Raw genomic sequence first — 17,608 nt, 5'->3', positions numbered from 1 at the left:
TCAGTCCATCCGCGGCAGGTTTACCATCGGTTTAATATCATTCTGCACAACTGATGCCATCGGTGCGACTACGCCCTGACTTTTCAGCAACTGACCCATGTCGGCTTTGATCCGATATTGGGTGTAAAGCTGCAGGTTGCGGATCTGCACCAGGCGCTGCTGAGCGCTGAACAGCTCGTTTTCGCTGTCGAGCAGGTCGAGCAGGGTCCGCTCGCCGAGGCTGAACTGCTGCTGGTACGAGGTGCGCACCTTGGTGCTGCGGTCCACGTATTGCTGAGCGATCGGCACCTGGGCGGTGGCGTTGTTGTAGGCGTTCCAGGCCAGGCCCAGCTCCTGGGTCAGCTCACGCAGGGCGTTGTTGCGGATGTCCAGGGCCTGGGTAGCCTGGGACGCCTTGGATTGCAGATCGGCCTTGTTGCTGCCGCCCGAGTACAGGTTGAACTGCATGCGCAGCATGGCGGAGTAGCTGTTGTCGTGCCCTTCTTCACCGCCAAGGTTGTTGTTGGCAGAACGCGCCAGCTCGGCGTCGAAACGTGGGTAGAAGGTCGACTTGGCGGCTTCGTACTGCTTCTCGGCAGCGGCGATATCGGACTCGGCGGAGCGCAGGACCGGGCTGTCCTCGATCATCTGGCGCCGTGCTTCTTCGAGGCTGGCGGGCATCAGGGCAACAAAACCCTGGGGGGCCACCAGCTCGTCGGGCATCTGGCCCACGGCGCTCAAGTAGTTGGTTTGCGCATCCGCCAAGTTGGTCTGTTCAGTCAGCAAGTTATTACGCGCCTGAGCCAGACGGGCTTCTGCCTGGTCCATGTCCGCCATTCTGCCGACGCCGCGACTAGTGCGCAGTTGGATCTGATCAAAGATGCGTTCGTGGCTCTTCAAGTTGTCTTCTGCCAACTGCACCATCTCGCGACGGGACAGGACATCCAGATAAACCTGGGCAACAGTCAGCGCGGTGCGCTCGGAAGTATTGAGCAACGAATAACCACGGGAGTTGGCGGTGGCTTGTTGGCGCCCTACTTCACTTTGCGTGGCAAAACCGTCAAACAGATTTTGTTGCAGGCGAATAGTCGATTCGCCGCGATTCAAGGACTTCCATTCATGGCTGTTGCTTTCGGCACGAGTCGAGGTGTTGTCCGAGCGTTCGCGACCGTAGCCGCCCAGTACGTCGACTTTAGGCAGGTATCCGCCCTTGGCGGCACGCAGCTGGTAATCGGCGGCGATACGCGCATTGATGCCTGCCTGGATCTCCGGGTGAACATCCAGTGCTTTTTGCATGGCCTCTGGCAGGGTTTGTGCTTGGACGAAACTTGCGGCTAGAGCGAAAGGAAGAGCCTTGAATAAGTGCAAACGCATTCTGATTATTTCCCGGAAATTTTTGCTTAAAAATGCAGCAAACATTGACCTACTGCATTGGAATGGCAATCGAAATGACCGTTTGTCGTGGGAACTGGAGGACACAAACAGAAAGTCGCGATGCCGCTTAAATATCAATGTGACATTACCGAACAGATTGTTTAGGATGACGCCAAATAGGTCAATACCTTGACGGAAAAGTAATTTAGTCAACATCTCAACAAATTATTGACGCCAATATTAATTCTTAGAATCAAACGTACTCCAGCAATTGAATCGGCACTAACGAAAAAAGCCGGTCGGCATGATGGATACCCACACGGTAATACACGGAGAGTCCTTTAATGAGCAGCGTTGCCGTCGTCAAAAGCATTGTCGGTCAAGTATTCGCAGTGTCCCCAGAAGGGATTCGCCGTCTGCTGGTAGAAGGGGATCGTCTGTTTGCCGGGGAACAAGTCCAGACCGGACCTGAAGGCGCCGTGTCGCTGGAGCTGGCCGATGGCCGCGTTCTCGATCTGGGTCGCGACAGTCAGTGGAGCGCTAACGCTCCTGACTCCACGACCAACCTGAGTGAAGCCACCGCCCAGGCCGCCCCTTCGGTCGCCGAACTGCAGCAAGCCATCGCTGCCGGTGCCGACCCGACCCAAGACCTCGAAGCCACCGCTGCCGGCCCAACCGCCGCAGGTGGAGACGGTGCCGCCGGCGGCGGCCACAGCTTTATCCTGCTCGAAGCCACCGCAGGCGAAGTCGACCCTACCATCGGCTACCCGACCACCGGCCTGAACGCCGCGGCGGCCATCGGCAACGATTTCACTGTCGGCAACATCGACAATAACGGCAGCACCCCGCGCGACGTCACCATTACCCTGACCGCCACGCCGACTATTACTGAAGCCGGCGGGGTCATCTCCTACACCGTATTCATCACCCAGGCGCCCACCAGCGACCTGACCGTGACGCTGTCCAACGGCCTGTCCGTGGTAATCGCAGCCGGCCAGACCGCTGGCGTGCTGAACGTGACCTATGCCAGCAACGACACGCCTTATCTGGATGCTTCGACGGTCTCGGCCACCATTGCCGGCACCTCCGGCGGCGGCAACCTGATCATCACCACCGATCCGGCTCCGGCCGTGACCCAGATCACCGACACCATCGACACCACCACCGTGTCGTTGAGCGCGAATGCGTCGGTCGATGAAGGCGACAAAATCACCTACACCGCCACCGTGACCAACGCGGCGCAGACTGACGTCACCATCACCCTGTCGAACAACACCACCATCACCATCAAAGCCGGTGATACCACCGGCACCGTCAGCGTCGATACGCCCGCCAACCTGGCCGACGGCAAAGACCTGCACCTCAGCACCACCATCACCGGCGCCACCGGCGGCAACTACGAAGACCTGGCCATCAACCCCAAGGCGGCCGAAACCACCGTGGTCGCCGTCGACGACCCGAGCGTGCTGGTTGCCGACCGCCAGACCATTGCCGAGGACGGCATTGCCTATGGCAACGTCCTGACCAACGACAGCGACATCGACAACACCTTGAGCGTGGCCACCTTCAACGTGGGCAGTGCCACCTATAACGCGGGCCAGATCGCCACCATCGCGGGCGTCGGCAGCATCAGCATCGCCGCCAATGGCGACTACACCTTCACCCCGGTCAAAGACTACAACGGTGATGTGCCGCAAATCGGCTACACCACCAACACCGGTTCGAGCAGCACCCTGGACCTGACCGTCACCCCGGTCAACGACGCGCCAATCGCCATCGCCACCAGCGCCACCGGCGATGAAGACCAGGCCACCGGCATCGAGGTCCATCTGTCGGCCACTGATGTCGACGGCATCGGCAACGTCGCCTCGTTCAATGTCACTGCGCCCAACAACGGTACGTTCTACACCGACGCGGCGATGACCCAGGTCTTCACCGGCAGCATCGCCGCCAACAACGGCGCCGCGACCCTGTACTTCAAGCCGGATACCAACTTCAACGGCCAGGTGAACTTCACTTACACCGCCACCGACAGCGGCAATGCTGACGGCAGCGGCGTGCTGACCTCCCCTGCGGTCGGCGGCGTGATTACCGTGAATGCGGTCAACGACGCGCCAGTCGCCATCGCCACCAGCGCCACCGGTACCGAAGACCAGGTGGGCGGTATTGAGGTCCATCTGTCGGCCACCGATATCGACGGCATCGACAACGTCGCGTCGTTCAACGTCAGCGCACCGAACAACGGCACCTTCTACACCGACGCGGCGATGACCCAGGTCTTCACCGGCAGCGTTGCGGCCAATAATGGCGCGGCGACTCTGTACTTCAAGCCGGACGCCAACTTCAACGGCCAGGTGAATTTCACTTACACCGCCACCGACAGCGGCAACGCTGACGGCAGCGGCGTACTGACTTCGCCTGCCGTCGGCGGCGTGATCACCGTGACCCCGGTGAATGACGCTCCAGTAGCCATTGCTACCAATGCCACTGGCGCTGAAGATCAAGTGGGCGGCATCGAAGTCCACCTTAATGCCACCGATGTCGATGGCCTGGCCAACGTTGCCTCGTTCAACGTCAGCACGCCGAACAACGGCACCTTCTACACCGACGCCGCAATGACTCAAGCCTTCACGGGCAGCATTGCCGCCAACAACGGCACGGCGACCCTGTACTTCAAGCCGGATGCCAACTTCAACGGCCAGGTGAACTTCACCTACACCGCCACCGACAGCGGCAACGCTGATGGCAGCGGCGTGCTGACCTCGCCAGCCGTCGACGGCACCATCACCGTGACCCCGGTGAACGACGCGCCCGTCGCTATCGCTACCAGTGCCAGCGGTGCTGAAGATCAAGTGGGCGGCATTGAAGTCCACCTCAATGCCACCGATATCGATGGCATCGACAACGTTGCCTCGTTCAATGTCACCGCGCCGAACAACGGTACGTTCTACACCGACGCGGCGATGACTCAGGCCTTTACCGGCAGCATTGCTGCCAACAACGGCACGGCGACCCTGTACTTCAAGCCGGACGCCAACTTCAATGGCCAGGTGAACTTCACTTACACCGCCACTGACAGTGGCAATGCTGACGGCAGCGGCGTACTGACTTCGCCTGCGGTTGGCGGCGTGATCACCGTGACCCCGGTCAACGACGCTCCAGTAGCGACTGCCACCAGCGCCACCGGCGATGAAGACCAGACTACCGGTATCGAAGTCCATCTCTCGGCCACTGACGTCGACGGCATCGACAACGTTGCCTCGTTCAACGTCACCACGCCGAACAACGGTACGTTCTACACCGACGCGGCGATGACCCAAGTCTTCACCGGCAGCATCGCCGCCAACAACGGCTCGGCGACCCTGTACTTCAAGCCGGACGCCAACTTCAACGGCCAGGTGAACTTCACCTACACCGCCACTGACAGCGGCAATGCCGATGGCAGCGGTGTGCTGACCTCACCGGCGGTAGACGGTGTGATCACCGTGAATGCGGTCAACGACGCGCCAGTCGCCATCGCCACCAGCGCCACCGGTGCCGAAGACCAGGTGGGCGGGATTGAAGTCCATCTGTCGGCCACCGATATCGACGGCATCGACAACGTTGCCTCGTTCAATGTCACTACGCCAAACAACGGCACGTTCTACACCGATGCCGCGATGACCCAGGTCTTTACCGGCAGCATCGCAGCCAACAACGGTGCGGCGACGCTGTACTTCAAGCCGGACACCAACTTCAACGGCCAAGTGAACTTCACTTACACCGCCACCGACAGCGGCAATGCCGATGGCAGCGGTGTACTGACTTCGCCTGCCGTAGGCGGCGTGATCACCGTCACTCCGGTCAACGACGCTCCAGTGGCCATTGCTACCAGCGCCACCGGTGCTGAGGATCAAGTAGGCGGCATCGAAGTCCACCTCAACGCCACCGATGTCGACGGCATCGACAACGTCGCGTCGTTCAATGTCACTACACCGAACAACGGTACGTTCTACACCGATGCCGCAATGACTCAGGCCTTTACCGGCAGCATTGCAGCGAACAATGGCTCGGCAACCCTGTACTTCAAGCCGGACACCAACTTCAACGGCCAAGTGAACTTCACTTACACCGCTACCGACAGCGGCAACGCTGATGGCAGCGGCGTACTGACCTCGCCTGCCGTGGGCGGCGTAATCACCGTCACGCCAGTGAACGACGCTCCAGTGGCCATCGCCACCAGCGCGAGCGGTGAGGAAGATCAAACCAGCGGCATCGAAGTCCACCTCAATGCCACCGATGTCGATGGCATCGACAACGTCGCCTCGTTCAACGTCAGCGCGCCGAACAACGGTACGTTCTACACCGACGCCGCAATGACTCAGGCCTTCACCGGCAGCATCGCAGCCAACAACGGCACGGCGACCCTGTACTTCAAGCCTGACGCCAACTTCAACGGCCAGGTGAACTTCACCTACACCGCCACCGACAGCGGCAATGCCGATGGCAGCGGTGTACTGACCTCCCCTGCGGTCGGCGGCGTGATCACCATAACCGCGGTGAACGACGCGCCTAAAGTGGAGTTCAGCAGCACCACCTTCACCGAGCAGAAAGACCCGGTGGCCCTGGTCGAAAACCTGACCATCAATGACGTCGACAACACCACCTTCAGCAAAGTCGTGGTCACGGTCGATCATCTGGCGGTGGGCGACCTGCTGAGCAATGCCGACGCCCTCAAGGCGCTGGCGGTTGCCGGGATCACCATCACCCAAAGCGGCAGCGCCGCCGACGGCAAAGTCGTCTACACCCTCACCAGCGATGCGAAAACCGGCAGCAGCGCCGCCGACTTCATCAAGCTGGTTGAAGCCATCACCTTCCAGAGCCCGGGCAACAACCCGGTGGGCACTGATCGTGGCGTGACCATCGAAGTGACCGACAACGGCGGCAGCAACCCGGCCGTTGAAAAACCGGAAACCGGCACCGCCACCGGCAAGGTCACTATCGACCTGGTCAACGATGCCCCGACGGCGTCGGCTGCGGCCACCACCACCGACGAAGACCATGCGGCCACCATCGTATTGAGCGGCAGCGATGTGGACGGCACCGTCGCCAAGTTCGTCATCACCGCCCTGCCGGAGAACGGCAAGCTGTACAGCGACGCGACCCTGACCACCGAGCTCAAAGTGGGCGATTCGGTGCCGGCTGGCGCCGACGGCAAGGCCGCGGTGTACTTCGACCCGACTGGCGACTGGAGTGGCAGCACCCATCTGACTTTCACTGCCGTGGACAATGACGGCAAACCGAGCCCAGTGACCACCGCCGACATTACTGTCAACCCGGTTACCGACACCCCGCACCTGGGCCTGATCGGCGGCGGCAGCGTAACCTCGATCAACTTCGACAGCGCCAACCTCAACGGTTCCTGGGGCACGATTGCCGTAGGCGACGCCAACAACGCGGCCGGCAATGGCGGCCCGACTACCCAGTGGCTCACCGGCAACGCCGATGGCAAGGTCGAAATCGGCCAAAGCAGCATTTACGGGGTCGAGACCCCAGGCAACAGCAAGGTCATCGAGCTGGAGAAAGACGCCGGCGACGATGCCAGCCTGTACACCATCATCAAGGCCGAAGCAGGCACGGCTTACAGCATCTCGGTTGATTACTCGCCGCGTGCCGGCGCTGAAAACAACTCGGTGATCGACGTGTTCTGGGGCGGCGTCAAAGTCGGCACCCTGGACACCACCACCGTTGGCATGAAGACCTACACCTTCGTGGTACCGGTCACCACCGACGGTGATGCCAAGCTCGAGTTCAAGGCTCCGGCCGGCGACACCAACAACTCGCTGGGCGGCGTGATGGACAACATCAACGTCACCCAGGTGCTGAACGTGGGTCTGGAAGACCATGCGATCAAGCTGTCGACCATCGACGCCTATGCCACCGACAAGGACGGCTCCGAGTCGCTCAAGCTGGAAATCAGCGGCGTACCGGTGAACTCGACCATCACCGATGGCGTCCACACCTTTACCGCGACGGCGGGCAATCAAAGCGTCGACATCAGCACCTGGAACAAGACGACCCTGGTCTACAACCCGGCGCCGAACGCCAATGGCGTGGTCAACCTCACCGTCACCGCCACGGCGCAGGACGGCACAGCCGATCCGAAGTCCGAGTCGATCAACCTGCCAATCAACGTGATTGCGGTCAATGACGCGCCGGTGGCCATCGCCACCACCGCTGCAGGGACCGAAGACCAGCCAACGGGCATCGAAGTCCATCTGTCCGCCACCGATGTCGATGGCATTGCCAACGTTGCTTCGTTCAACGTCAGCACGCCGAACAACGGCACCTTCTACACCGACGCGGCGATGACCCAGGTCTTCACCGGCAGCGTTGCGGCCAGCAATGGCGCAGCCACCCTGTACTTCAAGCCGGACGCCAACTTCAACGGCCAGGTGAACTTCACCTACACCGCCACCGACAGCGGCAATGCCGATGGCAGCAACCCGCTGACTTCGCCTGCGGTCAACGGCAGCATCACCGTGGCAGCGGTCAACGACGCACCGGTGGCCATCGCCACTACGGCTGTGGGCCAGGAAGACCAGGTGGGCGGCATCGAAGTCCACCTCAATGCCACCGACGTCGATGGCCTTGCCAACGTTGCTTCGTTCAACGTCAGCACGCCGAACAACGGCACCTTCTACACCGACGCGGCGATGACCCAGGCCTTTACCGGCAGCATCGCGGCGAGCAACGGTTCGGCGACTCTGTACTTCAAGCCGGACGCCAACTTCAACGGCCAGGTGAATTTCACCTACACCGCCACTGACAGCGGCAATGCCGATGGCAGCGGTGTACTGACCTCCCCTGCGGTCGGCGGCACCATCACCGTCACGCCAGTCAACGATGCGCCGGTCGCCATCGCGACCAGCGCCACCGGTGCTGAAGACCAAGTGGGCGGCATTGAAGTCCACCTCAATGCCACCGATGTCGATGGCATCGCCAACGTTGCTTCGTTCAACGTCAGCGCACCGAACAACGGTACGTTCTACACCGATGCCGCGATGACCCAGGCCTTTACCGGCAGCGTCGCAGCCAATAACGGTACAGCGACTCTGTACTTCAAGCCGGACGCCAACTTCAACGGCCAGGTGAACTTCACCTACACCGCCACCGACAGCGGCAATGCCGATGGCAGTGGCGTGTTGACCTCGCCTGCCGTGGGCGGCGTGATCACCGTCACCCCGGTCAACGACGCTCCAGTCGCCATCGCCACCACTGCAAGCGGTGCTGAAGACCAGGTGGACGGCATCGAAGTCCACCTCAATGCCACCGATGTCGATGGCCTTGCCAACGTTGCTTCGTTCAACGTCAGCGCGCCAACCCATGGCACCTTCTACACCGACGCCGCCATGACTCAAGCCTTCACAGGCAGCATTGCAGCCAACAACGGTTCGGCGACTCTGTACTTCAAGCCTGACGCCAACTTCAACGGCCAGGTGAACTTCACCTACACCGCCACCGACAGCGGCAACGCTGATGGCAGCGGCGTACTGACTTCGCCTGCCGTGGGCGGCGTGATCACCGTCACCCCGGTGAACGATGCTCCTGTGGCCATCGCCACCAGCGCCACCGGCGCCGAAGACCAAGTGGGTGGCATCCAGGTTCACCTCAACGCCACCGACGTCGATGGTCTGGCCAACGTTGCTTCGTTCAACGTCAGCGCACCGGCCCATGGCACCTTCTACACCGACGCGGCGATGACCCAGGCCTTCACTGGCAGCATCGCAGCCAACAACGGCGCAGCGACCCTGTACTTCAAGCCGGACGCCAACTTCAATGGCCAGGTGAACTTCACCTACACCGCCACCGACAGCGGCAACGCTGATGGCAGTGGCGTACTGACCTCCCCTGCGGTCGGCGGCACCATCACCGTGACCCCGGTCAACGACGCTCCAGTGGCCATCGCCACCAGCGCCACCGGTGCGGAAGATCAAGCGACCGGCATCGAAGTCAAGCTGAGCGCCACCGATGTCGACGGCATCACCAACGTCGCCTCGTTCAACGTCAGTGCGCCAACCCACGGCACCTTCTACACCGACGCTGCAATGACCCAGGCCTTCACCGGCAGCATTGCCGCGAACAACGGTGCAGCGACCCTGTACTTCAAGCCGGATACCAACTTCAACGGCCAGGTGAACTTCACCTACACCGCCACTGACAGCGGCAACGCTGACGGCAGCGGCGTGCTGACCTCGGCTGCGGTCGGCGGCACCATCACCGTCACCCCGGTCAACGATGCGCCAGTGGCCATCGCTACCAGCGCCACCGGCGCCGAAGATCAAGTGGGCGGCATTGAAGTCCACCTCAATGCCACCGACGTCGATGGCATCGCCAACGTTGCTTCGTTCAACGTCAGCGCACCGGCCCATGGCACCTTCTACACCGATGCGGCGATGACCCAGGCCTTTACTGGCAGCATCGCGGCGAACAACGGTTCGGCCACCCTGTACTTCAAGCCGGACGCCAACTTCAACGGCCAGGTGAACTTCACCTACACCGCCACCGACAGCGGCAACGCCGATGGCAGCAACCCGCTGACATCGACAGCGGTGGGCGGTGTCATCACTGTGACCCCGGTCAACGACGCGCCGACCGCAGTCGATGGCGCCATCGCCGGTAATGAAGACACCTCGATCGAGCTGAGCTGGAACACCTTTGGCGTCCAGGACATCGACTCGACAGACCCGAAAGTGGTCTTCACCAGCCTGCCAAACGGCTCCATTGAATACAAAGTCGACGGTGCCTGGGTCACGCTCACCGCAGCCGACCTGAAAACCGACACTTCAGCCGGCAAGGCCTTCAGCCAGGCCGACTTCGACAGTCACAACGTGCGCTACACCCCCGCAGCCAACGAGTCGGGCGATAACAGTTTCGGCACCAGCGGCGTCGGCAACAAACAGGGTGACTACACCGAACTGAAGTTCCAGGCCACCGACGGCAGCGCCTACAGCGACACCAAGACCATCACCGTGGATATCCACCCGGTGACCGACGTGCCGGTGGTGACCATCGGCCAATATGGCAACGTGCCTACCGGCCTGATCATTCAGACCTGGAACGGCCAGAACCTGCCGGATGCACTGGGCCGGGACGGCAGTGGCGTCGCTCAATCCAGCGACCTGATCCGGGTCATCAACGCCAAGACCGCTGACAGCGCCACCTCCACTGGCGTAATCAGCAACGTAAGCAATGGCGATGTGTCCCAGTTCACCGCGACCAAGGTGTCCGGCCTGATTTACCTGGAAGCCGGCAAGAGCTACAGCTTCACCGGCACTGCCGATGACAGCCTGGCGGTCACCGTGGGCGGCAAACTGGTCTCCACCGAGACCTGGAGCCACGGCGCCGGGATCAACGCGACCCCGTTCGTTCCGTCCGAGTCGGGCTACTACACCCTCGACGTCTACCACTACAACCAGAACGGTCCGGGCAACTACAACGTCAACGTCTCGATCGACAACGGTCCTTCGATGGCGCTGGGCAGCAGCGGCGTGCAGACCTACACCAGCCTCGAGGCGCTGAAAGACGCCGGCGCGGTGTTCAACGACGCCCACGTGGTCAATGGCGAAGGCTATTACACCGGCTACGTGTACAACCACGGCCTGGAAGACAGCAGCATCAAGGTCAGCCCGATCACCACCACCTTCGTCGACAACGATGGCTCGGAATCCCACAAGGTGGAAATCAGCGGCTTGCCAAAAGGCACCGTGATCACCGACGGCACCACCGGCCACAGCTACACCTCGACCGGTGCGACCACCCAGTACGATGTCAGCAACTGGAACCTGGGCACCCTGACCGTGACCCCGGCCAAGGACGCCACCGCCAGCTTCGACCTGACCGTGACCGCCACGTCCAAAGAGCTGAGCACCCAGGTTGAAGAAGTCACCACCGGCAAAGTGAGCATCGTGGTCACGGCGGTCAACGACGCGCCTGTAGCGATCGCGACCACCGCGACCGGTGCCGAAGACACGACCGTGGGCATTGCAGTCAAGCTCTCCGCTACCGACGTGGATGGCCTGAGCAACGTCAAGTCGTTCACGGTCGGTACGCCAAGCAACGGCACATTCTTCACCGACGCGGCGATGACCAAGCCCTTTACCGGCACCATCAACGCCAACAACGGTGAGGCGACGCTGTACTTCAAGCCGAACCTGAACTTCAACGGCACCGCCAACTTCACCTACACCGCTACCGACAGCGGCAACGCCGACGGTAGCAACCCGCTGACCTCGGCACCGGTCGGCGGCAGCATCACCGTGACCCCGGTCAACGATGCCCCTGTGGCCATCGCCACCACCGCGACCGGCGCGGAAGACCCGACTTCGGGTATCCCGGTCAAGTTGAGCGCGACCGATGTCGACGGCCTGGCCAACGTCAAGTCGTTCACCGTGGGCACGCCAAGCAACGGTTCGTTCTTCACCGACGCCGCGATGACCAAGCCGTTCACCGGCACCATCAACGCCACCAATGGCGAGGCGACGCTGTACTTCAAGCCGAACCTGAACTTCAACGGCACGGCGAACTTCACCTACACCGCCACCGACAGCGGCAATGCGGACGGCAGCAACCCACTGACCTCGCCAGCGGTTGGCGGCAGCATCACCGTGACCCCGGTCAACGATGCGCCAGTGGCCATTGCGACCACGGCGACCGGTGCCGAAGACCCGACCTCGGGTATTCCAGTCAAGTTGAGCGCGACCGATGTGGATGGCCTGGCCAACGTCAAGTCGTTCACCGTCGGCACGCCTACCAACGGCACGTTCTTCACCGATGCGGCGATGACCAAACCGTTTACCGGTAGCATCAACGCGACCAATGGCGAGGCCACGCTGTACTTCAAGCCGAACCTGAACTTCAACGGTACTGCCAGCTTCACCTACACCGCGACCGACAGCGGCAATGCGGACGGCAGCAACCCGCTGACCTCGGCAGCGGTTGGCGGCAGCATCACCGTGACTCCGGTCAACGATGCACCGGTGGCTATCGCGACCACCGCAACGGGTGCTGAAGACCCGGCTTCGGGTATCGAAGTCAAGTTGAGCGCCACGGATGTGGATGGCCTGGCCAACGTCAAGTCGTTCACGGTCGGTACGCCAAGCAATGGCACCTTCTTCACCGACGCGGCGATGACCAAACCGTTTACCGGTAGCATCAACGCCACCAATGGCGAGGCGACGCTGTACTTCAAGCCGAACCTGAACTTCAACGGCACGGCGAGCTTCACCTACACCGCGACCGACAGCGGCAACGCGGACGGCAGCAACCCACTGACTTCGCCTGCGGTCGGCGGCACCATCACTGTGACCCCGGTCAATGATGCGCCAGTGGCCATTGCGACCACGGCGACCGGTGCCGAAGACCCGACGTCGGGCATTGCCGTCAAGCTGAGCGCGACCGATGTGGATGGCCTGGCTAACGTCAAGTCGTTCACCGTCAGCACGCCTACCAATGGCACCTTCTTCACCGATGCGGCGATGACCAAGCCGTTCACTGGCAGCATCGATGCCAGCAACGGTTCGGCGACCCTGTACTTCAAGCCAAACTTGAACTTCAACGGCACCGCCAACTTCACTTACACCGCCACCGACAGCGGCAACGCGGACGGCAGCAACCCACTGACCTCGGCACCGGTAGGCGGCAGCATCACCGTGACCCCGGTCAACGACGCACCTGTGGCCATCGCCACCACCGCGACCGGTGCTGAAGATCCGTCTTCGGGTATCGAAGTCAAGTTGAGCGCCACCGATGTGGACGGTCTGGCTAACGTCAAATCCTTCACCGTCAGCACGCCTACCAACGGTACCTTCTTCACCGACGCGGCGATGACCCAGGCGTTCACTGGCACCATCAACGCCAGCAACGGCGAGGCCACGCTGTACTTCAAGCCGAATCTGAATTTCAACGGCACGGCGAGCTTCACCTACACCGCGACCGACAGCGGCAACGCTGACGGCAGCGGCGTACTGACCTCGCCTGCGGTCGGCGGCACCATCACCGTGACCCCGGTTAATGATGCACCGGTGGCCATCGCCACCACCGCAACCGGTGCCGAAGACCCGACCTCGGGCATCGCCGTCAAGTTGAGCGCCACCGATGTCGATGGTTTGGCCAACGTCAAATCCTTCGCGGTCAGCACGCCTACCAACGGTACGTTCTTCACCGATGCCGCGATGACCAAGGCCTTCACTGGCACTGTCAACGCGACCAACGGCGAGGCCACGCTGTACTTCAAGCCGAACCTGAACTTCAACGGCACCGCCAACTTCACCTACACCGCTACCGACAGCGGCAACGCTGATGGCAGCGGCGTACTGACCTCGCCTGCGGTCGGCGGCACCATCACCGTGACCCCGGTCAACGATGCGCCAGTGGCCATTGCGACCACGGCGACCGGTACTGAAGATCCGTCTTCGGGTATCGAAGTCAAGTTGAGCGCAACCGATGTGGATGGCCTGGCCAACGTCAAGTCGTTCACGGTGGGCACGCCAAGCAACGGTACATTCTTCACCGACGCCGCGATGACCAAGCCATTCACTGGCTCCATCAACGCCACCAACGGCGAAGCCACGCTGTACTTCAAGCCGAACCTGAACTTCAACGGCACGGCCAACTTCACCTACACCGCCACCGACAGCGGCAACGCTGACGGCAGCGGCGTACTGACCTCGGCACCGGTTGGCGGCAGCATTACCGTGACCCCGGTCAACGATGCACCGGTGGCCATTGCCACCACCGCAACGGGTGCTGAAGACCCGAGTTCGGGTATCGAAGTCAAGTTGAGCGCGACCGATGTGGATGGTCTGGCTAACGTCAAATCCTTCACCGTCAGCACGCCTACCAACGGCACCTTCTTCACCGATGCGGCGATGACCAAGCCGTTCACTGGCAGCATCGATGCCAGCAACGGTTCGGCGACCCTGTACTTCAAGCCGAACCTGAACTTCAACGGCACGGCGAACTTCACTTACACCGCGACCGACAGCGGCAACGCTGATGGCAGTGGTGTACTGACCTCGCCTGCGGTCGGTGGCACCATCACCGTGACCCCGGTCAATGACGCACCTGTGGCTATCGCAACGACCGCGACCGGTGCCGAAGACCCGACCTCGGGTATCCCGGTCAAGTTGAGCGCCACCGATGTCGACGGCCTGGCCAACGTCAAGTCGTTCACTGTGGGTACGCCTACCAACGGTACGTTCTTCACCGACGCCGCAATGACCAAACCGTTCACCGGCAGCATTAACGCCACCAACGGCGAGGCGACGCTGTACTTCAAGCCAAACCTGAATTTCAACGGCACGGCGAACTTCACCTACACCGCGACCGACAGTGGCAATGCGGACGGCAGCAACCCGCTGACCTCCCCAGCCGTTGGCGGCAGCATCACCGTGACCCCGGTCAACGATGCGCCTGTGGCCATCGCCACCACCGCGACCGGTGCCGAAGATCCGACCTCGGGGATCGCCGTCAAGTTGAGCGCGACCGATGTGGATGGCCTGGCCAACGTCAAGTCCTTCACCGTCAGCACGCCTACCAACGGTACGTTCTTCACCGACGCCGCGATGACCAAGCCGTTCACCGGCAGCATCAACGCGACCAATGGCGAGGCCACGCTGTACTTCAAGCCGAACCTGAACTTCAACGGCACGGCGAACTTCACTTACACCGCCACCGACAGCGGCAACGCCGATGGCAGCAACCCACTGACCTCGCCAGCGGTCGGCGGTGCTATTACCGTGACCCCGGTCAACGATGCGCCTGTGGCCATTGCGACCACGGCGACCGGTGCCGAAGACCCGACCTCGGGGATCGCCGTCAAGTTGAGCGCCACCGATGTCGACGGCCTGGCCAACGTCAAGTCGTTCACCGTCAGCACCCCTACCAACGGTACGTTCTTCACCGACGCCGCGATGACCAAGCCGTTCACCGGCACCATCAACGCAACCAACGGCGAGGCGACGCTGTACTTCAAGCCGAACCTGAACTTCAACGGCACGGCGAACTTCACCTACACCGCCACCGACAGCGGCAACGCCGATGGCAGCAACCCGTTGACCTCGCCAGCCGTTGGCGGCGCCATTACCGTGACCCCGGTCAACGACGCGCCGACCCTGGACCTCAACACTGCTGACGGCGCAACCAAAACCGGCTACAACGGCGCCCTCACCGAGCGTGCGAGCGGCGGCGTGGCGATTACCGGCAGCGTCAACATCGCCGATGTCGACAACAGCCAGATGCAAAGCGCGACCATCACCCTGAAGAATGCCAGCGTGGGCGATCAGCTCACCTCGAGCCTGGTCAACGTTGGTGGCACTTACAACGGCATCACCGTGACCAAGGTCGGCACCGACACCAGCGGTAAAATTGTGCTGACCCTGTCGGGCGCGGCCGATTCGAGCAGCTACAAGACGCTGATCGAGTCGTTCCAGTTCTCCAACGGCAGCAAGTACCCAACCACCGGCGATCGCACCATCGAGATCTCGGTCAAGGACAACGCCGGTGCCGACAGCCTGAACTCGAACGTGGCCACCAGCACCATCACCGTGGCGCCACAGCCCTACGTGATTACCGAAGGCGGCGGCAGCGACGATGTCATCAACCTGAGCAGCTCCAACGTCAACAACATGGTGGTGGGCGACAAAGGCGGCATCGTCACCCCGGGCAGCAACTACAACATCGCGTTTATCGTCGACACCTCGGGCAGTATCGGCGACAAGTCCATGAACTCGATCAAGACCCAGCTCTCGACCCTGTTCGACACCTTGATCAGCAATGCCAACAAAAGCGACTCCGGCATCGTCAAGGTGCTGCTGATCGACTTCGATACCAAGGTCGAGGCCCAGGTCTCGGTCAACCTCGCCGACCAGGCTGCCGCCAAGGCTGCCCTGCAGGCGGTGCTGAACCAGATGTCGTCGAACCCGAACGACCTGACCAACTATCAGGATGCGTTCAACAGTGCGGCGGCCTGGTTCAAGAGCAGCGAAGCCACCAGCAACGCGGGCGCAAAAAACCTGACGTACTTCATTACCGATGGCGCGCCGAACATCTACAACGCGACGTATGGCGACGCGAACCTGGGCACGACCCGGTACTGGGGCGGTGGCAACAACGTCTACTTCGATGACAAGGTCAACAACTCGACCTATGCCCTGAACAAAGGCATCGTGGTCACCGCAACGATCAATGGCAGCACCCAGGTCATTGTCGATGCCGATGGCAAGGTCTACTCGTATGACTACCGCGGTACGCAGACCTTTGAGGGTTATGTGGTGGCCGGCAGCAACGGCGGCTTCGACATCGCCGGGTATGCCAGCGGTGGCAACACGGCGCTCAACCTGGCCAAGACGGCCTATAACGACCTGTCCAACGCGGTCACCGACAAAGTCGTGGTGGAAGCCATCGGCCTGGGCTCCGACATCAACAAAAGCGTGCTGCAGCAGTTCGACACCGACAAAGTCGTCACCACCATCGACACCGCCAAGCTGACCGACGCCATCACCGGCCACACCGCCGATGCCGGCGCCGACACCATCAACGGCGGCTCGGGCAACGACATTCTGTTCGGTGACCTGATCAGCTACAAAAACCTCGAGGGCGGTTCCGCACTCAAGCAATTTGCAGCTGACCAACTGTCCAAGCCGGTGGATCAGATCGACGACCGTGCCCTGCATCAGTTCATCACCGAGCACGTCGCTGACGTCGGTGCGCTGGCCAGTGCCTCGAACATCTACGGCACCAAGGACGGCGCTGACACCCTGATCGGCAATGCCGGCGACGACATCCTGTTCGGCCAGGGCGGCAACGACAAGCTCTATGGCGGCGCGGGCAACGACATCCTGGTCGGCGGCAAGGGTGATGACATCCTCTCCGGCGGCGCAGGGGCCGATACCTTCGTCTGGCTCAAAGGGGATACCGGCAACGACGTCATCACTGACTTCAAGCACTCCGAGGGCGACAAGCTGGACCTGTCCGACCTGCTGCAAGGCAATAACGACAACAACCTGTCCAGCTACCTGAAGCTGACCACCGACTCGTCGGGGACTTCAACCCTGCAAGTCAGCAGCACCGGGTCGTTCACCGCCAATGGCGGCGGCACTGCGGACGTCACGATCAAGGTCGAGGGCGCCAGCTGGGGCAGTGGCAGCAGCGCGATCAACAACCTGATCGCCGGTGGTGACCTGACCGTCAAGCACCACGACTGATCGCCAGGGGT

2 protein-coding genes are annotated in these 17,608 nt (G+C 61.7%); one reads left to right on the top strand and one right to left on the bottom strand.

Going from position 1 to position 17,608, the window contains the following annotated elements:
• Positions 1–1,353, bottom strand: a complete 1,353-nt coding sequence (locus JFU57_RS21450) for a TolC family outer membrane protein (RefSeq protein WP_043228256.1) — start codon at positions 1,351–1,353, stop codon at positions 1–3.
• A 344-nt stretch (positions 1,354–1,697) separates the two neighbouring features.
• Here JFU57_RS21450 and JFU57_RS21445 point away from each other — a divergent pair, with 344 nt between their 5' ends.
• On the top strand, positions 1,698–17,597 hold the full coding sequence (locus tag JFU57_RS21445; RefSeq protein ID WP_201130700.1) for a retention module-containing protein: 15,900 nt from the start codon (positions 1,698–1,700) through the stop codon (positions 17,595–17,597).
• Positions 17,598–17,608: the final 11 nt, after the last annotated feature.

The organism is Pseudomonas sp. TH07 (assembly GCF_016651285.1).
Classification (GTDB): Bacteria; Pseudomonadota; Gammaproteobacteria; order Pseudomonadales; family Pseudomonadaceae; genus Aquipseudomonas.
This window is presented reverse-complemented; position numbering and strand designations above follow the sequence as displayed.

What these genes read in the sequence shown, in the direction of transcription:
- JFU57_RS21450 (WP_043228256.1), bottom strand. Translation starts at nt 1,353, where the DNA reads ATGCGTTTGCACTTATTCAAGGCTCTTCCTTTCGCTCTAGCCGCAAGT.
- JFU57_RS21445 (WP_201130700.1), top strand. Translation starts at nt 1,698, where the DNA reads ATGAGCAGCGTTGCCGTCGTCAAAAGCATTGTCGGTCAAGTATTCGCA.